The following is a 21,731-nucleotide window of genomic DNA, read 5'->3' as shown; positions in this document are numbered from 1 at the left end:
ATGCGAGTATCCTTCCGTCCGGCTCGGGACGGCTACGCCTTCACCAACGGCTTCACCAACCACATCAAGATCGCCGGCCTGCCGATCACCGACACCAAGGGCCGGTGCGGCGGCATGGCGTTCGCCGCCCTGGACCACTGGCACCAGCGCCTGCCGGTGCCCGCCGCCAGCGCCCTGCCCCCGGACGGCAACCCGGTCGCCGACTACATCTACGACCGGCTGATCACCAGCATCGTCGACAACTGGCCGATGTACTTCCAGTTCATGCGGACGCCGGACCACCCGACCACGCTGAACGGCATCGGCGTGGCCCGGATGACTCGGGAGGAGCAGTTCCCCAAGCTCAAGCAGCTTCTCGACCAGGGGCTCCCGCAGCCGCTGGGCCTGTGCCAGTCCCGCGACCCGGGCGGCTTCGGCAACGACCACCAGGTGGTGGCGTACGGCTACGAAGAGGGCGAGCGGACCCGGGTCTTCATCTGGGACAACCGGTACTCCCGCCGGGAGGACGTGCTGGAGTTCAAGACCGCGTACGACCCGGCCGACCGGGTGGTGCGGCAGGGCAACGGCGACCAGTGGCGCGGCTTCTTCGTGGAGCGGTACGCGCCGCGGCTGCCGTGGTACCTCGCCGGGGGGAAGCTGCTCAGCGACCGCTCCGACCCCCGGATTTATGTGGTGCACGGCGGGGCGAAGTTCTGGGTGACCGGCCCGCAGGAGTTCGACCGGCTGGGGTTGCACTGGAACGAGGTGGTGGAGCTGCCGGACGGATCGACGTCGTACGTCGCCGACGCGCCCGGGGACCGCGTCCTGCTCCGGGAGATCGACCGCGCGGAGGTCTACGTCACCTATGGCGGGCACGGTTTCCACATCCCCGACCCGGACACCCTGCTCCGCCTCGGGTTCAGCTGGGCCGACGTGCGCGTGCTACCGCGCGACTCGCTGCGGGCGCTGCGTCCGGTGCCGGTGGACGGCACGGCGCTGCGCGAGGAGCACCAGGATCCGGTCTACCTGGTGGTCGACGGCATGCTGCGGCACGTGCCGGACCCGGTCACGTTCACCGCGCTCGGGCTGCGCTGGGACCGGGTCGGTGTGGTGCCGGACGGGTCCCTGGCCGCCCTTCCAAAGGGTAGCCCGCTGCCGGCCTCTCACCTACCGGCTTGGTCGGAGCGGCCGGCGGGGCAGCTGATCACCCGCGACCACGACGCGGTCGACTACCGGATCGAGGCCGGGGCGAAGCCGGCGGACGAAGTGGAGTTCGTGCTGAACCTCGGCACCGGCCTGACCTGGCGCAAGGAGCTGGGCCTGCACGCGAAGGACGGGGACTGGACCATCGCGGTGCAGGACAGCAAGCGCACCGACGCCAACGGGCTTTACCGCTACCAGCTCCCCGAGGGACAGCTCCGGCTACGCAAAGCCAAGCTGTTCGGCGCGATCACCGGCGTGCTGGAGCTGAACGACCTAGACCGACTTCCAACCGGCGCCCGGGTCACCTTCACCTGGGTACGGGACTGATCCCGGGCAGCTCCGCCCAGGGCAGGACTCCCAGCGGGCCTGTTGCGTTGCCCGTGTCCGGGGACCAGGCACGCTTGATGGGTGCAGCTGTCGAGCCGTCGTCGCCGTTGGTCGCCGCCGAGATCGGCGTTCACCGGGTTCCGCTCCCCGGCGGAGGTGATCGTCGTCGCGGTCCGCTGGTACCTGCGCTACAACCTGTCCTACCGGGATGTGGAGGAACTCCTGGCTGAGCGCGGTGTCGAGGTTGACCACGTCACCGTCTTCCGGTGGGTGCAACGGTTCACCCCGTTGCTGGCAGACGCGGCCGGGTTCGCTCGCCACTCGCCCGGTGACCGGTGGTTCGTCGACGAGACTTACGTCAAGGTCAACGGCGTGTGGCGCTACGTCTACCGGGCGGTCGACCAGCACGGGCAGGTCATCGACGTGCTCGTCTCGGCCCGCCGTGATGCCGCCGCTGCCCGGCGGTTCTTCCGGAAGGCCCTGCGGGTGCTGAAGGTGACACTCAGCGAGGTCGTCACCGACGCCGCCCCGGTCTACGCCGCCGTGCTCGACGACCTGATCCCCTCGGCCTGGCACCATGTCGAGCCGTACGCGAACAATCCGATCGAGGCCGATCACAGTCAGCTCAAGCAGCGGTTACGACCGATGCGTGGGCTCCGGACCGACCGGACCGCACAAGTGATCATCGCCGGACACGCGTTCATGCAGAATCTCCGCCGCGGACACTACGAACTCGGGCTCGACAGTCAGCCCAAGCTCCGAGTCGCTTCGGCGTTCAGTGAACTCGCCCGGGTGGTCTGACCGCGGACCCGACCCGGGCGTACCACGTCTCCCGATCAGATAATGCAACGGCGCCCCGTGGCCGCCGCCGAGCACACCGTCGCGTTGCTACTCGCCGCGATAGGCAACGTCCCCGACAACCACGCCTCCGCACCGGCCGGCGAGTGGCGTAGCAACCTGTACGCGCTCGACCAGGTCGGCACGGAGCTGGCCGGCACCACCGCCGGACTCGTCGGTTTCGGCGCGATCGGCCGCCGGGTCCGCCGCATCCTGCGCGCCTTCGACGCGACCGTGCTGGTGCACGACCCGTACACGGATCCGTCCGCCCGGACGGAGCGAGCGCGGTCGGACTGGACGAGCTGCTCGAACGGTCCGAGGTGCTCAGCCTGCACGCCCGGCTGACCGAGGAGACACGGAACCTGATCGGAGCCAAAGAACTTGCCCGTCTGCCGCGCGGCGCGGTACTCGTGAACACCGCGCGGGGTGGGCTGCTCGACTACGACGCCGTCGTGGACGCATTGGAGCACGGTCACCTCGGCGCCGCGTTCGACGTGTTCGACGCCGAGCCGCTACCGGCCGGTTCCCGGCTTCGCACCGCCCCGCGGGTGGTACTGACCCCGCACCTGGCCGGCGCCACGCGACAGACCGCTGAGCGGGCCGCACCTCACTCTTCCGACGCCGTCGCCGACTGGCTGGCTGGGCGCTGACCGGCGTCACGGGGCCCGCGAAACACCGCGCACCGGGGCCGCTTCCTGCCCGGGCGCGCGGCGCCGCCCTGAGCCCTGGTTCTCAGGTCGCGGCAGGAGGTCGCTGTCGTGGTGATCAATGAGGAGCGGCGCCGGCTTCTCGCCGGCGCCGCTCTGTCATCCTCGTTCCGTAATACCCGGCTCAGTCTCCGGCGACCGCGCCGACCTCCCACAGCCGCGCGAAGTTGGCGGCGTACGCCTCGACGATGCTGTGCTCGGAGAGCTCAACCATCGCCTCGTCGTTGCGTTGCAAGGAGGTGGCGTTGAAGTTGTGGCTGCCGGTCATCACCCAGCCCTGGCTCGAGCCGAGGCCGGTCGGGTCGGTGACCACGATGTACTTGGAGTGGATGCGGCCGGCGAGGCTTGATCCGTCGAGCACCCGGCGCTCGATGCCGGCGGCGTCCAGCGCGGCGGTGACCGCGTCGTCGGCCAGGCCGTGCACAACGCGCACCTGGCATCCCGCGGCCTTCAGCGCGGCGAGCTCGTCGACGATCGCGAGCCGGCTGTCATCCCATTCGGACTGGCCGATTTCCACCCTGGTGCGGCCCTCGGTCTTGCAGCCGACCTGGTGAAGCCGCTGAGCGATCGGGTCCCGGTCGGCGACCGGGTAGAACTGGGCTGTGACCTGGCCGCCCCGCATGCCGGTGGTGACGGTGGTGTCGTAGTCAGGGTTTTGTACCTCGGCGGCAAGGTCGTCGAAGTACTTCCCGTACCCAGCGAAGAGCTTGCTGTTACCGGGCAGCACGACCAGGTTGTTCCAGTAGCTGGTGGAGTTGACGTCGGTGATGTTGTTCGAGGCCTGTACGACGACGTCGCGCTGGCCGCCGGTCTCGGCGAAGAGCGCGAACTTGTTGTGCATGCCCTTGGTGCCCTGGCAGGACGTGGTGTTGCCTTCCGGGCTCAGGTGGCTGCAGACGTGCACCCAGGAGGTGGTCGACTCGTCGGTACCGAGGGTGCGCATCAGCTCCGCAGCGGCGGGGTTGTTGATCTGATAGCCGTCCATGACCATGCGTACCGCGACGCCTCGGCGGTAAGCGTCCAGCAGCACCGCCGCGTAGTCGGCGCCGGCGTCGCCCGAGACGACGAACTCGGCGATCTCGATCGAGGACCCGACCGCGGACTGCTTGATCAGTGAGCAGACGCGTTCCACAACGGCGGTCGGGGTGCCCGCGACAGGGTCGTTGAAGACGGCGCCCGTCTTGACCGGTACCTCGGCGGCGTTACGGCAGGCGCTGCGGGCGGGCTCTTTGAGGGCGGCCCGGGCGGTGGGGACGGCCGCTGTCTGCGCGCAGAAGGCGGCCAGGGCGGTAATACCAGCAAGTGCCAAGGGGCGGAGGGAACGGATTCGACGCATGGAATGTCTCCTACGCTGGGATTGACGCCAAACGTTAACATGATCTGCGCTAACTTCACAATGGACTTATCATCGGGAGTCGCCACCTACGATCGACGGCGGTCGCTGCCACAGCCCGCAGAACCCTAGCTGTCGAGCAGTTCGGAGATCTAGATGGCGCGTCGCAGCCAACAATCCAAGGCGTTACACCGCGCATCCATCGAACCTGACGGGACACCAGGGCGTTAACTTAACATCCGTCCCCGCTTCTTTCGGCAGGTGCCGAACGCGCACGATCCCCGGCGACACGGGCCACCGGGGATCGTGCGTGGACCTCCATACCGAGCGTCTTCACGCCTATCCGACGGACACCTGCGAGAAGTCCGGTCGCCCGGTGACCGGAATCTCGAATCTCTGGACGTCCTCACGAATGGCGTAATTGTTCTTCAAATCCACCGTGAAGATGCCGACCGCGTCGTCCCAGAGAATTTTGTCAGCCTGGGCGTACAGCGTTTTGCGCTCATTTTGGGCGCGCCCGTGCTGGGCCGGCGCCCCGCCGCGCTGGCGGCATCCGGCCAGCCCGTACTGCACCGCGGCCCGGACCGGCCCACAACGCTGAACTCGCCGTCCCGGAAACGCGATCAGCAACCGCGTCGCCAGCCGGAACGGGGCCAGCACGAGGAGGTCCCCCGGCTGGGGCAGCACGACCACAGCGCCGAACCGGTGAGTCTCGAGGACTGACAGCGATGGACAGCTTCCGCCCGATCGCCTGGTTGCCCAGGCCCCGCGCCACCAGGTCCAAGATCTCGACCTCCCGCCGCTATCGGGGATTGGGCCGCAATTTCCACGTCTCGTTCGCCTGGTACCGGCCTGGACGGGTGACACACCGACGTGACCGCCTACGGGACACCGGGATCGCGCACCCAACCGTTCCGGCCGGGAAGGCTGGGAACTGATCTCCGCCGCCGAGGACGTGAACAACGTCCACGGCAGCACCGAGGTGCACCGCTACCACCTCAAGCGCCTGCTCGCCTGACCCGCGGCTGCCCGGCAGCCGCGTCCACCGCCGGTCAGTCCGGCCTCAGGCGGTGCGATCGGCGATCTTGAGGGGGACGCCCTGGGCCCGGAGTGGGGCGAGCTGGGATTCGCTCGCGTTGGCGTCCACGATGACCAGGTCGAACGCCGTCAGCGGCGCGAGCTGGTGCAGACCGTTCTTCGTAAACTTGCTGTGGTCGATGAGCAGCACCCGGCGGCTGGCGGCCTCCATCAGCGCGCGCTTGACGGCCACCGTCTCCTGTGACTGGTGGTAGCAGTGCCCGTCGGTCACCGCGGTGGTGGACATGAACAGTACGTCGGCCCGTAGTGACCGGATGGCGTCGGTGGTCTGCATGCCGAGGAAGGCGTCGTACGCTGGGTAGTAGGCGCCCCCGAGACCGATGAGGTCGACTCCCGGCTCACCGGCGAGCAGCTTCAGCACGGCAAGGAAGTTGCTGATGACGGTCAGTGGGCCGCGGCTCGGTAGCAGTTCCGCGACCGCCAGCCCGGTGGTGCTCTCATCGACCATGATGGCGGCGCCCGGGGTGACGAGTTCGAGTGCCGCGTGGGCGAGGTCCCGCTTCTCGGCCGCCATCGCCTGCACCCGGTGGCGTACGTCGCCGTGGTGGACGGCGGAGGGTTGCGCGGTCGCGCCGCCGCGCACCTTGCGCAGCCAGCCCTCGCTCTGCAGCGCGTCGAGGTCGCGATGGATGGTCATCAGGCTTACGCCCTGCGCCTGGGCGAGGTCTTCGATCTTGACGAAGCCCTCGTCGATGACCCGCCGGCGAATCTGCTCGCGCCGCTCGCGGGGGCTCAGCGGCGGGCCTGCCTCCGGCAGGGTGTGGACGCTGGCGACATCGTGGGCCACCGGGCTGCCTCCTGTCGTGGGTGCCGAGCCGGTCCAGGGTGGGGATCCCGTTCGCGCCGGCCGGCGCATGCCGCAACCTACCCCGTCCGTCTCCGGCGCTTCGGGGCGGCGCTCGGCGTAACACACCGTGTGATGTTGGTGAGAACATAACACGCGCTCTGTAGGCCAGTACACGCCCGATTCCGTCGTTCTGCGCCCGGATCTTGCTACCCGACATCACAGTCGCGCTGGTTTATGGCAGGTACTTGACATCCCTGTCGCCGCTGGTGTTTGGTCCGTAACACGAGCGACCCTCGTCGTCACGGACTGCCCGACGGTCTTGTCGGACCGTTCGGGATGGCAGCCGACGCCGGCGCGTACCCACCACCCCCCGAACCGGGGTACGGCCGGACCACCTGAGGAGTGCGTCATGAAGAGAATTCCCCTGCGGGCACTCGTCGCCGTCGCCGCGACGCTGCTCGCCGCCCCGTCCCTCGCCGCCTGCGCCTCCACCGACGACGCCGGCGGCGGTTCCGGCACGGGCGCGGAGCACGCGAAGATCGCGTTCCTGATGCCGGACATCGCGTCGACCCGATACGAGCAGTACGACGCTCCGCTTTTCAAGGCCAAGATGAAGAAGCTCTGCCCCACGTGCGAGGTGCTTTACCAGAACGCCGGAGCTGACGCGTCGAAGCAGCAGCAGCAGGCGAACTCCGTCCTCGCCCAGGGCGTCAAGGCGATCGTGCTCGACCCGGTCGACTCCGCCGCCGCCGCCACCATCGTGAAGTCGGCGCAGGCCCAGAAGGTCCCGGTCATCGCCTACGACCGGCCCATCCCGGGCGCGAAGGCCGACTACTACGTCTCCTTCGACAACGAGAAGATCGGCTCCCTCATCGCCCAGTCCCTAGTGGACCACCTAAAGGAGACCAACGCGCAGGGCGGCATCCTCGAGGTCAACGGCTCGCCCACCGACGCCGCCGCCGGCCTGATCAAGAAGGGCATCCACTCCGCCGTGGACCCGAGCGGGTTCAAGCTGCTGGCCGAGTACGACACCCCGGGCTGGCAGCCGAGCAAGGCGCAGGAGTGGGTGAGCGGACAGATCACCCAGTTCCCGGGCCAGGTCGCCGGCGTGGTGGCCGCCAACGACGGCACCGGTGGCGGCGCGATCGCCGCCTTCAAGGCCGCCGGCGCGAAGGTCCCGCCGGTGACCGGCAACGACGCGGAGTTGGCCGCGATCCAGCGCATCATCGCCGGGGACCAGTACAACACGATCTCGAAGCCGATCAAGATCGTGGCCGAGGCGGCCGCCGACATCGCGTACAAGTTCGTCCAGGGCACGCCGCCGGCGGGCGAGACCACCCTCTTCGACACGCCGTCGAAGCTCTTCACCCCGACGGTCGTGACGCAGCAGAACGTCGCCGAGGTGATGTTCGGTCCGGACGGCGCGCTGAAGGCAGCCGACGTCTGCACCGCGGAGTACAAGGCCGCCTGCGACAAGCTCGGCATCAAGTAGCCGGGTCCGGCCCCTCGTCGCCACGATGACGAGGGGCCGGACCCGCACCACCGCCCCGGCCCCCGGAACCACCGTCCCACCAGCCCCCGAAGGACCGCCATGTCGCCAACGCCGACCAGCCAACTTCCGGAAACCGGGGCCGACACCGTGCTGTCGCTCCGCGGTATCACCAAGACGTTCGGCGCCGTCGCCGCCCTGACCGACATCGACCTCGACGTGGCCGCAGGCCAGGTGGTGGCGATCGTCGGCGACAACGGCGCCGGCAAGTCGACCCTCGTGAAGATCCTCTCCGGGGTCCACGCTCCGGACTCCGGGAGCATCAGATTCGAGGGCAACGAGGTCAGCATCCCGGACCCGGCCGCAGCCCACCAGCTCGGCATCGCCACGGTCTTCCAGGATCTCGCGCTGTGCGAGAACCTCAACGTGATCGAAAACCTCTTCCTCGGCCACGAGCTGCGCGGGCTACGCCTCGACGACGTGGCCATGGAGGTCCGCTCGTGGGAGCTGCTGCGGCAGCTGTCCGCCAAGATCCCGACGGTGCGGCTCCCCGTCGCCTCGCTCTCCGGCGGGCAGCGGCAGACCGTCGCCATCGCCCGGTCGCTGCTGGGCGATCCCAAGATCGTGATCCTGGACGAGCCCACCGCCGCCCTCGGTGTGGCGCAGACGGCCGAGGTGCTCAACCTCATCGAGCGGCTCCGCGAGCGCGGCCACGGCGTGATCATGATCAGCCACAACATGGCGGACGTGAAGGCCGTCGCCGACATCGTGGCCGTGCTGCGGCTCGGCCACAACAACGGGGTCTTCGCGGTGGACGAGGTCTCCCCCGAGGACATCATCGCCGCGATCACCGGCGCCACCGACAACGTCGTCGCCCGACGTAGCGCGCAGCGCGCCCAGCCGACCACGACCACCGAAGGGAGGACCCAGCCGTGACCGACGTCGACACCTCCGCGGCGGCCCCGTCCGGCCCGACCGACCTGCACGACGAACGGCTGCGTCAGCATGCCGGCCTGCGCGGGGCGGTGACCACCCTCATCGACCGGGTACGCAGCGGCGACCTTGGGGTACTTCCCGTGGTGGCCGGGCTCGTTGTCATATGGACGGTGCTGCAGTCGCTTAACCCGATCTTCCTGTCCAGCGCCAACCTGGTGAACCTCACCCTGGAGTGCGTACCGGTCGGCGTGATCGCGCTCGGCGTCGTGTTCATGCTCCTGGTCGGCGAGATCGACCTGTCGGTCGGCTCGGTCAGCGGTCTGTCCGCCGCGGTCATGGCCGTGCTCTTCGTCGACCGGGGCCTGCCGGCCTGGGTCGCGGTCGCCGCGGCCGTCGTCCTGGGCGCCGGGCTGGGCTGGGTTTACGGCCAGCTGTTCAACCGGTTCGGCGTACCCAGCTTCGTCATCACCCTGGCCGGCCTGCTCGGCTTTCTGGGCCTGCAGCTGTGGGTGCTCGGCGCCAAGGGCTCCATCAACCTGCCCTTCGACTCCGGTCTGGTGACCTTCGCGCAGCTGGCCTTCCTGCCGGCCTGGCTGTCGTACACCCTCGTCGGCGTGGGTGCCGTGGCCTGGTTCGTGAGCGGCTACCTCCACGCCCGCACCCGGCGCCGGGCGCAGCTGTCCGCCGCGTCGGTGCAGTACCTCGCCGTCCGCAGCATCCTGCTCGCTGTCGGGCTCGGCGTGGTCGTCGCCTACCTGCAGCAGACCCGTGGCGTCGGCTGGATGTTCATGCTGTTCCTCGCCCTCGTCCTGGCCATGCACTACGTGCTCCGCCGGACGAAGTACGGCAAGGCGGTCTACGCCATCGGCGGCAACGTCGAGGCCGCCCGCCGCGCGGGCATCAACGTCAAGGCCGTCTACACCTCCGTCTTCATGGTCTGCACCACCCTCGCCGCCGTCGGCGGCGTCCTTGCCGCGGCCCGGCTCGCGGCGGCCAACCAGAGCAGCGGCGGCGGTGATGTCAACCTGAACGCCATCGCGGCCGCCGTCATCGGGGGCACCAGCCTCTTCGGCGGCCGGGGCAGCGCCTTCGCCGCGCTGCTCGGGATCGTGGTGATCCAGTCGATCTCCAGCGGGCTGACCCTGCTGAACCTGGACTCGTCGTTCCGATTCATGGTCACCGGCGCCGTCCTGCTGCTCGCCGTGGCGCTGGACTCGGTGGCGCGCCGGTCCCGGGCGTCGCACGGCCGGGGCTGAGCAGGGTCGGTGGGAGGAGAAGATCATGGCAGCCATCTGCGTTGACGCCGGCACGACGATGATCAAGGCCGTCGGCTACGACGAGCACGGCCTGGCGGCCGTCGTCGTCCGGGAACCGGCCCCCGTGCGACGACCGAGGCCCGGCTGGGTCGAGCAGGACATGCGCCAGGTCCGGGACGCGGTGTTCCGTGCGGTCCGGGCCGTCCGCGACCAGCTGGACGGTGAGATCGAGTTCGTCGCGCTCACCGCACAGGGCGACGGCTGCTGGCTGGTCGACGCGGCCGGCGCGCCGACCGGCCCGGCCGTGCTCTGGAATGACGCGCGGGCCGCGTCGGTGGTGCGGGGCTGGTCCGAGGCCGGTCTGCTGCCCGAGGCGTTCCGCCGCAACGGATCGGTGACCTTCCCCGGCCTGTCCAACGCGATCCTCAGCTGGCTGCGGGCCCACGACCCCGACCGGCTGGCCCGCTCGGCCGCCGTCCTGACCTGCGGCGGCTGGCTCTTCGCCCAGCTCACCGGCGCGGTCGTGATGGAGGAGTCGGACGCCTCGGCGCCCTTCGTGGCGCTGCGCACCGGCCGGTACGACCCGCAGCTGCTCGACCTGTTCGACCTGGCCTGGGCGGAGCGGCTGCTGCCCCCGGTGGCGCGCGGCGCCGAACGGGTCACCCCGCTGCGGGCCGACGCCGCCGCCGAACTTGGCGTGCCGGCCGGTACGCCAGTCGTGGCCGCCCCGTACGACATCGCCGCCACGGCGATCGGCGCCGGCGCCGTCCGCCCCGGCCAGGCGTGCAGCATTCTCGGCACCACGCTGTGCACCGAGGTGGTGACCGACGAGGTGTCGCTCGGGGACGAGCTGCTCGGGGCGACAGTTGCGCTCGGGGTGCCGGGCCGGCACCTGCGAGCCATGCCGACGCTGACCGGCACCGAGGTTCTGACCTGGGCGTGCGGGCTGCTCGGGCTGGATCACCCCGAAGACCTCATCGATCTGGCGGGCCGGGCGCCGGTGGGCGCCGGCGGCCTGGTGTTCCTGCCCTACCTGTCGCCGGCCGGCGAACGGGCGCCGTTCGTCGACCCGCAGGCGCGCGGAATGCTGCTCGGCCTCTCGGTCGAACACGGCCGGGAGCACATCGCCCGCGCCGTCTTCGAGGGGCTCACCCTCGTCATCCGCGACTGCCTGGCCGCCTCGCAGGTCACGCCGACGGAACTGGGGATCTGCGGCGGCGGCGCGGTGAACGGGGCCTGGGCGCAGCTCATCGCCGACACGGTCGGCGTACCGGTGCGGCGGACCGCGGACGCCGAGGTCGGGGCCCGCGGCGCGTTCGTGGTCGGAAAGCAGGCCACCGGGGCGGCGGCCACGGTGGAGGACGCGGTCGCCGCTTACGTGCGGGTCCAGGACTGCTTCGAGCCGGACCCGGTGCGGGCGCGGCGCTACTCCGAGCTGTTCGGGGAGTTCGTGCACCTGCGCCGGCACGCGGCGACGGTGTGGCCGCAGCTGGCGGCCCTGCGCGGGGAGGGGGCCCGGTGACCCGGCCGGAGGACGACGGCGTCTGGATCGGACTGGACCTGGGCACGCAGAGCGTGCGGGCCCTCGCGGTCACCGGCCGGGGGGTGGCCGTGGGCATGGGCAGCGCGCCGCTGACCAGCCACCGCGACGGCGACCGGCACGAGCAGGATCCGCGACAGTGGTGGGCCGCCGTCTCCGCCGCGGCGCGGGCGGCACTGGCCGGCGTCGCACCGGCCAGCGTCCGGGGAGTCGCCGTGGACGCCACCTCCGGCACGGTGCTCCTGGTGGACCGGGCCGGCGAGCCGGTGACCCCGGGCATCATGTACGACGACACCCGCTCTGCCGCCGAGGCCGAGCGTGTGAACGAGATCGGCGCGGCGACCTGGGCGGCGCTTGGGTACCAGCGCATGCAGCCCGCCTGGGCGCTGCCGAAGCTGCTCTGGCTGCTGCGGCACCACCCCGGCGCGGCGGACGCGCACCGGCTGGCGCACCAGAGCGATGTGATCAACCGGCGCCTGGTCGGGCACGAGGTGCCGACCGACCTGAGTAACGGGCTCAAGACCGGGGCCCACCTGGTCGACGCCGACTGGCCGGCCGCCGTCCTCGACGCGCTCGGCGTGCCCGGTGCGCTGCTGCCGCCACTGGTCCGGCCCGGCACCCGTCTCGGCACGGTCTGCGCCGACGCCGCCGAGCAGACCGGCATCCCCGCCGGCACCCCGGTGTTCGCCGGCATGACCGACGGGTGCGCGGCGCAGCTCGGGTCCGGGGCGCTGCGGGTCGGCAGCTGGAACTCGGTGCTCGGCACCACGCTGGTGCTCAAGGGCGTCGCCCGGCAGCCGGTCCACGACCCCGCGGGCGCGGTCTACTCGCACCGCGGCCCGAACGACACCTGGCTGCCCGGCGGCGCGTCCAGCACCGGCGCGGGAGCTGTCTCGCGCGACTTCCCGGGCGCCGATCTCGACGCCCTGAGCCGCGCGGCGGCCTCCCACGAGCCCGCGACTGTCCTGTGCTACCCGCTGGTCGCCGCCGGGGAACGCTTCCCGTTCGTGGCCCCCCAGGCCCGCGGGTTTTTGCTCGGCGAGCCGGCCGGGGAAGCCGACCGGTTCGCGGCGGTGCTGCAGGGGGTCGCATACGTGGAACGGCTCTGCTTCGACTACCTGCACCTGCTCGGCGCCCCGCTCGACGGCGAGCTGGTGCTGACCGGTGGCGCCACCCGCAGCGCGTACTGGAACCAGCTGCGTGCCGACATCCTCGGCCGGCCGGTGGTGCTGCCGGAGAACGCCGAGCCCGCGCTCGGCATGGCGATCCTCGCCGCGGCGGCCGACCGGGACCCGGTCGAGGTCGCGGCGGCCATGGTGCGGGTGCGGGCGGTCGTGGAGCCACGCGAGGGAGCGCACCACCGGTTCACGCCGGGATATCTGCGGCTGGTCGAGGTGCTCGAGCAACGAGGTTGGCTGGCACCGGCTGCTGCCGCACACGCACGGGAAAGGACCGCCCAATGACCACCCTCGTCCTCGTCCGCCACGGGGAGACCGTCTGGCACGCGGAGAACCGGTATGCCGGGGTCAGCGACATCTCGCTCACCGCCCGGGGGCACGACCAGGCCGCGCAGCTGGCCGCCTGGGCCGCGGCGGCCGGGCTGTCCGCGGTCTGGACCTCCACGCTGAGCCGCGCCCAGCTCACCGCCGCGCCCTGCGCCGAGGCCGCCGGCACGCCGCTGTGGGCCGACGAACGCCTCCGCGAGCTGGACTTCGGTGACGGCGAGGGGCTGACCCGCGCGGAGATGCGGGAGCAGTTCCCGGAGGCGCTGGACGCCTTCCACGCCGACCCGGTCGCGGACCACCTACCCGGCGGAGAGGACCCGGCCCACGCGGCGCAGCGGTTCACCGCGTGCCTGCGCGACATCGCGGAACAGCATCCGGACGGCCGGGTCCTCGTAGTCGCGCACACGACCGCCATCCGGCTCGCGCTGTGCCAACTGCTCGGGGTGCCGCTGAGGAAGTACCGCCGGCTGTTCCCGTTCCTCCGCAACTGCGCCCTGACCGAGATCCGGCTGGAGGGCGACCGGGTCGCCGTCCTGGAGTTCAACGCCCCGATCACCCGGCCGGTGGGCTGAGCCCACCTCCTGCCCGCCGAAACCGCGACAACCCCTGGGAGATCCTCTGATGAGCGTCCGCCTGCTCGCCGCCGGCGACCACTTCGTGCTCAACCGTCTGCTCGTCGACGCCGTACGGGCCGAGATCCCCGACGGTCTGGAGATCAGGCAGCTGACGCTGCCCTGGCCGGTCGAGCCGTTCGGACCGGTGGCGGAGGTGCACGAGGCGTCCGGCACCGAGGACGAGCTGATCGAGGCGCTGCGCGGGGTGCGCATCTGCGTCACGCAGATGGCCCCGATCACGCGAAAGGTGCTCGAGGCCGCCCTGGACCTCGAGCTGGTCTGCATCAGCCGCGGCGGGCCGGTCAACGTCAACCTTGAGGCGGCGACCGAGCGGGGGGTGGCCGTCTGTTCCGCGCCGGGTCGCAACGCGGCAGCCACCGCCGAACACACCGTTGCCATGATCCTCGCGGCCATCCGCCGGATCACGTCAACGCACCAGGACCTTCTCCGCGGCACCTGGCGGGGTGACTACTACCGCTACGACAGCGTCGGACCGGAGCTGGGCGGCAGCACCGTGGGCCTGGTCGGCTTCGGCGCCATCGGCAGCCGGGTCGCCCGCATCCTCCACGCGTTCGGCGCGCGGGTCCTGGTGCACGACCCCTACGTCACCGCCGACCAGGTGAACGGGATCGCCGAGTTGACGTCCCTCGACGACCTGCTGCTGCGGTCGCGCATCGTCTCCCTGCACGCCCGGGTCACCCCCGAGACCACCGGGATAATCGGTGCCGCGCAGCTGGCCGCGATGCCGGCTGGTTCGGTGATCGTCAACTGCGCCCGGGGCGCGCTGCTCGACTACGACGCCGTGTGCGACGCCCTCGACGCCGGGCACCTGTTCGGTGCGGCCTTCGACGTCTTCCCGGAGGAACCGATCCCGGTCGGCTCCCGGCTGCTCTCCACGCCGAACATCGTGCTGACCCCGCATTTGGCCGGGGCCAGCAAGGAGACCGCCGCGAACGCGGCCCGCATCGTTGCCGGCGAGGTGGGCCGCTATCTGCGCCGCGAACCGCTCCGCTACTGCGCGAACCCGTAGGTGCGGAGCTGACCGGAACGGGCGGGGAGCTGCGGCGGGACATACCGCAGCTCCCCCGCTCGATGGTCGGCGCCGTAGCCAGGCGTGTGCCCTTTATGTGAGGTCTGCCCCGGCGGTAGCGGCGACGATGGCGTCATGACCGCTTCGCTGCTGGCCTGCTCCTGCTGCCCCGACCACAATGGTCAACGTTCTTCGTCACCCCAGCATCGCTGCTGCGCTGGCACCGGCAACTGATCGCCCGACGGAAGGTGTCAACCTTTTCGGGGCGGATGGTTCAGGGGTTCGTTGACAGAGTCGGCTCGTCGTCGGGCTTGTTGATCCACGCGGGTTCGGGTAGGCGGGTGGTTGTGGGATGCCGCGGACGAACCGTTCGGGTTTGCGCGCGTAATCGGTGGTCAGAACGTCGGTGCGGGCGTCGCGGACTCGTTCGGCGTGGCCGTGGTGGACGTCGGGTGGGGTGTGCCAGCCGATGCCGGAGTAACGGTGAATCGTGTTGTACCAGGTGAAGAAGGCCCGGCAGTGCGCTCGGGCGTCCTGGATGCTGCCGAAGCGGTCGGGGAAGTCCGGCCGGTATTTCAGGGTCTTGAACTGGGCCTCGGAGAACGGATTGTCGTTGCTGCACCGGGGCCGGGAGTGGGACTTGGTCAGGCCGAGGTCGGCCATCGTCTGCGCGACGGTCCTGGACGCCATGGAGGTGCCGCTGTCGGCGTGGATGGTCAACTGCTCACGCGCGACGCCCTGCTTGGTGATCGCGTCGGACGGCAGCCGTTCGGCCAGGGCGGCGTCTTCGCGCTCGGCGAGCAGCCACGCGACGGTGTAGCGGCTGTAGATGTCGATCACCGCATACAGGTGGTAGGAGTTCCGCTTGGCCGGGCCGCGCAGCTTCGTGATGTCCCACGACCACACGCGAGTGGGGCCGTCGGCGATCAGCTCGGACTTGGCCTTCGGCGGGTGCACCGCGTGACGGCGGCGCTCCCTGACTTCGCCGTGGGTACGCAGGATCCAGTGCATGCTCGACACCGACGCCACGTACACGCCCTCATCGAGCAGGGTGTGGTGGACGGCCGCAGGGGCCATGTCGCGAAGTCGGGGCTGTTGAGCAGCGCCCGGACGCTGTCATGCTCGGCCGAGGTCAGGGCGCGTGGCTGCGGTCTGGGTCCGAGCGCCGCATGCGCGGCCCGGCCGGCCACCGGTTGACTGGAGCTCCGCGAGCTGGTGCTGCGTCTGGCCGCAGAGAACCGCACATGGGGGCATCGCCGCGTGCAGGGTGAGCCGGCTGGTCTGGTTACCGGATCGCGGTCAGCACGTTCTGGAAGATCCTGCACCGGGCTGGCGTCGACCCGGCCCGCCGTGTCGAGCAGATCGATGATCTGCCGGACGCCGTAGCCGATGCCCTCGTACACCGCGCGGAACAGGTGTCCCCGCCGTGGCGCAGGCTCAGCCCGGCCCCCCGGGCGGACGGGTCGAAAATCGGGGTCCGTTCCCCGGCAAAGTACGGCAGCAGGACCAGCCCGTCGGCGCCCGGAGGGCGGCGCGGAGGCGGGCGCGCCTCGGCCTCGGCGATCAGCCCCTCGAACGGCACTCCCCCGGTCAGGCGCTGCACCCACCCGGTGAGCAGGCCGGAGGTGGACATGCCGGTGGCCAGCGTGTATGAGTCGGGTTCGACACCCGAGGTGGTCCAGAGCAACGGATGCGTCCGAGGCCGAAAGGCGCAGCTCGGGGGCGATGTCGGCGATCCGGTCCGGGATCCACCGGCGGGCCGCGATGCCGTACAGCGGGCCGCACTGCCTGGCGCTGTGCCGGTCGAGCACGTACTCCTCGGTGAGCCGGGCCGCCAAGAAGGAGCTGGAGTTGTACCAGCGGGTGGCCCTCGCCAGGCCTCGGGCTCGTGCCTGCGGGCCCAGAGCAGCTTCGGGCCGACCGCCTGCGACGACAGGGCCGAGCCGCCCCGGGCGGCAATTTCCTCGGCGCCGTGCTGCTCGGTCAGCTCGGCGATGTCGGCACTGGCGCGCATGTCTCTGGCACGCGTCCTCCTCGGTATGGTGGGTGGGGGTTATCCGGCGATTCCGTACCGCGCGTCGGCATCAGCGAAGTGGCAGGCGACCTGGTGTCCGGCCGTCCCATGGCTGAGTTCCGGCTCGATCTGGGCGCATCTGTCCCGCGCCTTGAAGCAGCGGGTCCGGAACCGGCAGCCGCTGGGCGGCGCGAGCGGTGAGGGCACCTCACCGCCGAGCACGATCTCCTCGGGCCGGTCGTGCCGCCAGTCGTCCACCGCTGGTGCAGCGGACAGCAGGGCCTGGGTGTACGGGTGGGCCGGCGCCCTGAACACCTCGTCGGTGCGGCCCTGCTCGACGAAGCGGCCCAGGTACATGACCGCGACGGTGTGGGCGACGTGCCGCACCACGCCCAGGTCGTGCGAGACGAAGACGTACGACACGCCGGTCTCGGCCTGTACGTCGCGTAGCAGGTTGAGGATCTGCGCCCGGATCGACACGTCGAGCGCGGAGACGGCCTCGTCGCAGACGATCACCTTCGGTCGCACGGCGAGGGCACGGGCGATGCAGATGCGCTGCCGCTGGCCGCCGGAGAACTGGTGCGGTCGCAGCCCTCGTTGGCTAGACCGCAGTCCGACCAGTTCGAGCAGCCGGTCGACCTCGGCGTCCCACCGCTCGCGCGGCACGATCCCGGGGTGGATCTGCCAGGGCTCGCTGATCAGGTCGCGGACGCTCATCCAGGGGTTCAGCGACGCGTACGGATCCTGAAAGACCATCTGCACGTCCGGTCGCAGGCGGCGGGTCACCCGGGAGGCGGTGGCCAGGTCCACGTCGCCGAGCAGCACCTGCCCGCTGGCCGGCGAGAGCAGCCCCACGATGGTCCGGGCCAGGGTGGATTTGCCGCAGCCGGACTCGCCCACGATCCCGACGGTGCTGCCAGCCGGCACGACCAGGTCGACCCCGGCCACAGCCCGGACGCGGCGGCCGCGGGAGAACAGCCCACCGGAGAGCCGGTAGTCGACGTGCAGGTCGCGCACCTGCAGGACCGGTGTGGACTCAGACATGTCCGCTCACCTCGCTGGTCTCGCTGGCCTCGGGCAGGTTCGGGCGGTCGCCGACGACCTCGTCGGCGAAGTGGCATGCGCTGGCCCGGGCCGGGCCGACGGGCCGCAGCACGGGCACCTCGGTCCGGCACCGGTCTTGCGCCATGGGGCACCGGGGGTGGAAGGCGCAGCCGGAGGGCACGGTCCGCGGGTCCGGCGGCTGTCCGGGGATGGCCTCCAGAGCCGCGCCCGGGCGCCGGCGGTCGGGCACCGAGCGCATCAGCCCGATGGTGTACGGGTGGGCGGGCCGGGTGAGGACCTCCCGGCTCGGTCCGGACTCGACGACGCGACCGGCGTACATGACGACCACCGAGTCGGCGGAGCGGGACACCACGCCAAGGTCGTGGCTGATCAGGATCATGGTGAGCCCGCGGGCCTGCTTGCGGGCCATCAGCAGCCGCATGATCTGCGCCTGCACGGTCACGTCCAGCGCGGTGGTGGGCTCGTCGGCGATGAGCAGCTGCGGTTGCAGCGACAGGGCCATTGCGATCATGACCCGTTGCCGCATGCCGCCGGAGAATTCGTGCGGGTAGGAGCGGGCGCGCCGTTCGGCGTCGGGGATGCCGACCTCGACCATCGACTCCACGGCCCGGTCGCGGGCCTCCCGCCGGCCCAGCCCGGCCCGGAGCCGGAACATCTCGGCGATCTGGTCGCCGACCCTTATGCACGGGTTCAACGCCGACAGCGGGTCCTGGAAGATCATGCCGAGCTGCCGGCCGCGCAGCGGCTGCCATTCGCGCTCGGTCAGCCGGGCCACCGGTGTGCCGTCGAAGACGATGTCGCCGCCGCCGACGGTGACACCGGGCGGGAGCAGGCCCATCATGGACACGGCGGTGAGGCTCTTGCCGCTGCCGGACTCGCCGACGACCGCCACCGTCGTGCCTCGCGGCACGTCGAGGCTGACGCCGCGGACCAGGTCCACCGCGCCGGCGCCGCGGCCGAGGGTCAGGCGCAGGTCGGTGAGGCTGATCAGTGGTGCGCCGTCCGTCAGGGTGGGGGTGCCGCCGTGCGGCGGTCGGATGTCTGTCACAGTGCCGCCCTCGGGTCGGTGTGGTCGCGGTAGGCGTCGCTGACCAGGCCCACCGCCACGACCACCAGGGCGAGTGCCACGCCGGGCAGGGTCGAGATCCACCAGGCCGAGGAGAGATAGTCACGGCCGTCGGAGATGGTCGCGCCCCAGGATGCCTGGGTGACCGGGACGCCGAGGCCGAGAAAGCTCAGTGACGCCTCCGCCACCATGGCGAGCCCGATCTGGGCGGTGCCGGCTACCAGCAGCGGCGCCCAGCAAGACGGGAGGATGTAGCGGACGAGGATCCGCAGGTGACCGGCACCCACGACCCGAGCGGACTCTACGTACTCCAGGCCCTGGACGGTGAGCGCGGACGCCCGGACCACCCGCGCGAAAATCACCCACCGGGTCACCGCCAGGGCGATGATGATGTTGGTCATGCTGGGCCCGAGGACGCCAGCGATGAGGATGGCCAGCAGCACGCTGGGGAACGCGAGCTGGGCGTCGCCGAGGCGGGAGATCAGGGTGTCGATCCAGCCGCCGAAGTACCCGGCCAGCAGCCCCAGAACCAGTCCGGCGAAGCCGCCGATCAGCACGGTGGCCAAGCCGACGATCACGGAGACCCGGCTGCCGGCGAGGATCTGGGCGAGCAGGTCACGGCCGAGCTGATCGGTGCCGAGCAGCGCGACGCCCCCGTCCGAGAGCCGCGCTCCCGGTGGCAGCAGCCGGTTGGGCAGGTCGGTCGCAGTGGCCGAGTACGGCAGCAGCAGCGGGCCGACCGCGGCGCCCAGCACGACGAGGGCGAGGAAGCCCACGGCCACCCAGGCGCGCGGTGGTATCCGGCGGCGGGCCCGGCCCGGTATGGCCGGGTTCGCTTCGGGGGTGGGAGTTCCGGGGCCGGTGACGGCCCGCTCGGGGGCCTCCGGCGGGGACGCGGGGTTGAGGGTCATGACATGTGCTCCGGATTCAGCCGCGGATCCAGCTTGACGTAGAGGAAGTCGACCAGCAGGTTCAGCAGGACGTACGCGACGGTGATCGTCATGATGGCCGCCTGAACCACGGAGTAGTCGCGGTTGGTGATCGAGTCGATCATCAGTGAGCCGACGCCGGGCCAGGCGAAGACGACCTCGATGATCACGGCGTTGGCGATGAAGTTGCCGACCAGGAGTCCCAGCAGGGTCACAACCGGGATCATCATGTTGCGGACGACGTGTCGGTAGAAGACCACCTGGCTGTCCACGCCCTTGGACCGGGCGGTGCGTACGTAGTCCTTGCCCAGTTCCTCGAGCACGCCATTGCGGACGAGGCGGGCGAGCCAGCCGAGGAACGGCAGCGCCAGCGTCACCGACGGCAGCACCAGGGAGGCGACCGTTCCGTCGGCGGTCGCCGGCAGCACGTCCAGGGTTCGGGAGAAGATCAGGATCAGCATCACGCCGACCCAGAACGACGGCAGCGCCTGGCCGAGCAGCGTCGGCACGGAGATCAGCCGATCGAGCCACGAACCGGCCCGGCGCGCGCTGACGACGCCGAGGGGGAACCCGACCACGACGGTGACCACCAGCGCGCAGGCGGACAGCTGGAGGGTGGCCGGCAACCGGTCGAGCACGTTGGCGAGGGCGTCGCCGCCGAGCCGCCAGGAGCGTCCGAAGTCGCCCTGCAGGACGCCGTGCAGGAAGGTGGCGTACTGGCTCAGCAGTGGCTCGTCGAGCCCGAGTTCCCGGCGCAGGTCGGCCAGATCGCTCGGACTGGCCGACGCGCCGAGGATCAGCGCGGCGGGGTCGCCGGGGGCCACCCGGACCACGAGGAAGACCACGGTCAGCGAGGCCAGAATGATCAGCAAAGCCTGCGCGAGGCGTTTCAGGACGAACCTGAGCATCAGCTGCTCCCGGGGCTGGCGGCAGCGTGCTGCCGGTGGGTGGAGGAGCCGCGGACGACCAGCTCGCCGGGAAAGCTGACCCGGGCCCTAGGCGCTGCGGACCCGCGCCGGCCGATCCGGGCGACGAGCTGGTCGACGGCGGCAGCGCCGACCTGTTCGGCGGGGAGTCGGACACTGGTCAGCCCCGGGGTGAGGTACGCGGCGAAGGGATGGTCGCCGAAGCCGACGACGGCGACCTCCTCGCCGATGATGCGCCCCGCCTCGCTGAACGCCCGGTAGACGCCGAGGGCGAAGGAGTCGTTGCCGACCAGGATGCCCGAGTGAGGTGGCACCTCGGCCACCAGGTTCTGGGCCAGCTCGTACGCCTCGGCCGGCTCCCACGGCAGGGTGTTCGCCGCCCGCCGCCGGGTCGGTACGCGCAGCTCGCGTACCGACTCCGGCGGCACCCCCCGTTCGGCCAGCGCCCGGTGGAACCCGTCGACTCGAGCGTGCACCGTGGAGATCTTCAGGTCCTCCTCCAGGAGGTAGACCTGCTCCACGCCGGTGTCGAGCAGATGCAGGGTGGCCGCGTAGGCGCTCTGCTCGTAGTTGATCCCGACCAGGTCGCAGTCGAGTTCGGGCAGGTCCCGGTTGACCAGCACCATCTCGGTGCCGGCGGCCATCAGTCGCCGCCAGTGCTCGGCCTCCGGCTGCACCGGCACCACGACGGCGCCGTCGACGCCCCAGCGCCGCATGGAGTCCACGGCGCGCAGCTCGTTGGTGTGGTTTTCCTCGGAGACCATCAGCAGCATCGAGTAGCCCAGTGCGCTGCCGCGCTGTTCGATGGCGCTGATCATGCGGGCGTAGAACGGGTTCGACGGGTTGGTGATGACCACCCCGATGGTCATGGCCTGGCCGAGAACCAGTGACCGGGCCATGGTGTTCGGGACGTAGCCGAGCCGGTCGGCCTCGGCTTTGATCATCGCCCGGGTCTCCTCCTTCACGTCGCTCTTGCCGGCCAACGCGCGCGAGACGGTGTTGACCGACAGCCCGACCGAGGTGGCGATGTGTTGCAGCGTGACGCGTCGAGGTGGGGTCATGGTGACGTTGAGCGGCGGGTGAGGACCGC

The 21,731-nt window shown here is 70.9% G+C and carries 17 protein-coding genes and 3 pseudogenes; 11 read left to right on the top strand and 9 right to left on the bottom strand.

Features of this window, described 5'->3' with window-relative positions; all coding sequences use genetic code 11:
- The 3 genes and pseudogenes from ABZS80_RS06800 (at position 1) to ABZS80_RS06790 (ending at position 2,996) form a co-directional block, all read left to right on the top strand.
- Positions 1-1,509, top strand: a complete 1,509-nt coding sequence (locus tag ABZS80_RS06800; protein WP_355054819.1) for a hypothetical protein — start codon at positions 1-3, stop codon at positions 1,507-1,509.
- An 87-nt stretch (positions 1,510-1,596) separates the two neighbouring features.
- Positions 1,597-2,310 carry an IS6 family transposase gene (locus tag ABZS80_RS06795; RefSeq protein ID WP_355055064.1) on the top strand — a complete coding sequence of 238 codons (714 nt, stop codon included), beginning with the start codon at positions 1,597-1,599 and terminating at the stop codon, positions 2,308-2,310.
- Between the two features lie 42 nt (positions 2,311-2,352).
- Positions 2,353-2,996 (top strand): annotated as a pseudogene (locus ABZS80_RS06790) (NAD(P)-dependent oxidoreductase).
- A gap of 181 nt (positions 2,997-3,177) precedes the next feature.
- Here the strand turns inward: ABZS80_RS06790 and ABZS80_RS06785 are convergent.
- Both ABZS80_RS06785 and ABZS80_RS06780 read right to left on the bottom strand, forming a co-directional pair.
- Complete coding sequence (locus ABZS80_RS06785; protein WP_355054818.1) at positions 3,178-4,389, bottom strand: phospholipase D-like domain-containing protein; 1,212 nt, start codon at positions 4,387-4,389, stop codon at positions 3,178-3,180.
- Between the two features lie 336 nt (positions 4,390-4,725).
- Complete coding sequence (locus ABZS80_RS06780; RefSeq protein ID WP_355054817.1) at positions 4,726-5,079, bottom strand: hypothetical protein; 354 nt, start codon at positions 5,077-5,079, stop codon at positions 4,726-4,728.
- A 92-nt stretch (positions 5,080-5,171) separates the two neighbouring features.
- On the opposite strand from ABZS80_RS06780, the pseudogene ABZS80_RS06775 reads away from it, so the two are divergent.
- A pseudogene (locus ABZS80_RS06775) lies at positions 5,172-5,404 on the top strand (hypothetical protein).
- Positions 5,405-5,449: 45 nt separating this feature from the next.
- Here ABZS80_RS06775 and ABZS80_RS06770 read toward each other — a convergent pair.
- Complete coding sequence (locus ABZS80_RS06770; protein ID WP_355054816.1) at positions 5,450-6,271, bottom strand: DeoR/GlpR family DNA-binding transcription regulator; 822 nt, start codon at positions 6,269-6,271, stop codon at positions 5,450-5,452.
- Between the two features lie 409 nt (positions 6,272-6,680).
- On the opposite strand from ABZS80_RS06770, the gene ABZS80_RS06765 reads away from it, so the two are divergent.
- From ABZS80_RS06765 to ABZS80_RS06735, 7 genes are all read left to right on the top strand, one after another.
- Positions 6,681-7,763: a sugar ABC transporter substrate-binding protein gene (locus ABZS80_RS06765; RefSeq protein WP_355054815.1), complete on the top strand. Its 1,083-nt coding sequence runs from the start codon at positions 6,681-6,683 to the stop codon at positions 7,761-7,763.
- A gap of 99 nt (positions 7,764-7,862) precedes the next feature.
- A complete protein-coding gene (locus ABZS80_RS06760) occupies positions 7,863-8,696 on the top strand; it encodes an ATP-binding cassette domain-containing protein (RefSeq protein ID WP_355054814.1) in 834 nt (277 codons plus the stop codon).
- The gene (locus tag ABZS80_RS06755; RefSeq protein ID WP_355054813.1) at positions 8,693-9,952 is read left to right on the top strand and encodes a sugar ABC transporter permease; all 1,260 of its coding nucleotides are present in this window, start codon (positions 8,693-8,695) and stop codon (positions 9,950-9,952) included. The genes ABZS80_RS06760 and ABZS80_RS06755 overlap by 4 nt, the downstream gene beginning before the upstream one ends.
- A gap of 25 nt (positions 9,953-9,977) precedes the next feature.
- On the top strand, positions 9,978-11,474 hold the full coding sequence (locus ABZS80_RS06750) for an FGGY-family carbohydrate kinase (protein WP_355054812.1): 1,497 nt from the start codon (positions 9,978-9,980) through the stop codon (positions 11,472-11,474).
- A complete protein-coding gene (locus ABZS80_RS06745; RefSeq protein ID WP_355054811.1) occupies positions 11,471-12,955 on the top strand; it encodes an FGGY family carbohydrate kinase in 1,485 nt (494 codons plus the stop codon). Before ABZS80_RS06750 ends, ABZS80_RS06745 begins: the two co-directional genes overlap by 4 nt.
- Positions 12,952-13,569: a histidine phosphatase family protein gene (locus tag ABZS80_RS06740; RefSeq protein WP_355054810.1), complete on the top strand. Its 618-nt coding sequence runs from the start codon at positions 12,952-12,954 to the stop codon at positions 13,567-13,569. Before ABZS80_RS06745 ends, ABZS80_RS06740 begins: the two co-directional genes overlap by 4 nt.
- Before the next feature lie 49 nt (positions 13,570-13,618).
- On the top strand, positions 13,619-14,641 hold the full coding sequence (locus tag ABZS80_RS06735) for a 2-hydroxyacid dehydrogenase (RefSeq protein ID WP_355054809.1): 1,023 nt from the start codon (positions 13,619-13,621) through the stop codon (positions 14,639-14,641).
- Between the two features lie 274 nt (positions 14,642-14,915).
- On the opposite strand, the pseudogene ABZS80_RS06730 reads toward ABZS80_RS06735, so the two are convergent.
- The 6 genes and pseudogenes from ABZS80_RS06730 to ABZS80_RS06705 form a co-directional block, all read right to left on the bottom strand.
- A pseudogene (locus tag ABZS80_RS06730) lies at positions 14,916-15,694 on the bottom strand (DDE-type integrase/transposase/recombinase); the annotation flags it as partial.
- 1,000 nt (positions 15,695-16,694) lie between these two features.
- A complete protein-coding gene (locus ABZS80_RS06725; protein WP_355054808.1) occupies positions 16,695-17,699 on the bottom strand; it encodes an oligopeptide/dipeptide ABC transporter ATP-binding protein in 1,005 nt (334 codons plus the stop codon).
- Positions 17,692-18,768, bottom strand: coding sequence for an ABC transporter ATP-binding protein (locus ABZS80_RS06720; protein ID WP_355054807.1), 1,077 nt, complete (start codon positions 18,766-18,768; stop codon positions 17,692-17,694). The genes ABZS80_RS06725 and ABZS80_RS06720 overlap by 8 nt, the downstream gene beginning before the upstream one ends.
- Entirely contained in the window at positions 18,765-19,697 is a 933-nt protein-coding gene (locus tag ABZS80_RS06715) for an ABC transporter permease (RefSeq protein WP_355054806.1), read from the bottom strand. Before ABZS80_RS06715 ends, ABZS80_RS06720 begins: the two co-directional genes overlap by 4 nt.
- Positions 19,694-20,623, bottom strand: a complete 930-nt coding sequence (locus tag ABZS80_RS06710; protein WP_355054805.1) for an ABC transporter permease — start codon at positions 20,621-20,623, stop codon at positions 19,694-19,696. The genes ABZS80_RS06715 and ABZS80_RS06710 overlap by 4 nt, the downstream gene beginning before the upstream one ends.
- Positions 20,623-21,702: a LacI family DNA-binding transcriptional regulator gene (locus ABZS80_RS06705; protein WP_355054804.1), complete on the bottom strand. Its 1,080-nt coding sequence runs from the start codon at positions 21,700-21,702 to the stop codon at positions 20,623-20,625. The genes ABZS80_RS06710 and ABZS80_RS06705 overlap by 1 nt, the downstream gene beginning before the upstream one ends.
- Positions 21,703-21,731 lie beyond the last annotated feature (29 nt).

Origin of the sequence: Micromonospora sp. NPDC005305, from assembly GCF_040607315.1 — a bacterium.
Lineage (GTDB): Bacteria > Actinomycetota > Actinomycetes > Mycobacteriales > Micromonosporaceae > Micromonospora.
Note: the sequence above shows the minus strand (reverse complement) of the source record. Positions and strands in the feature narration are given on the sequence as shown.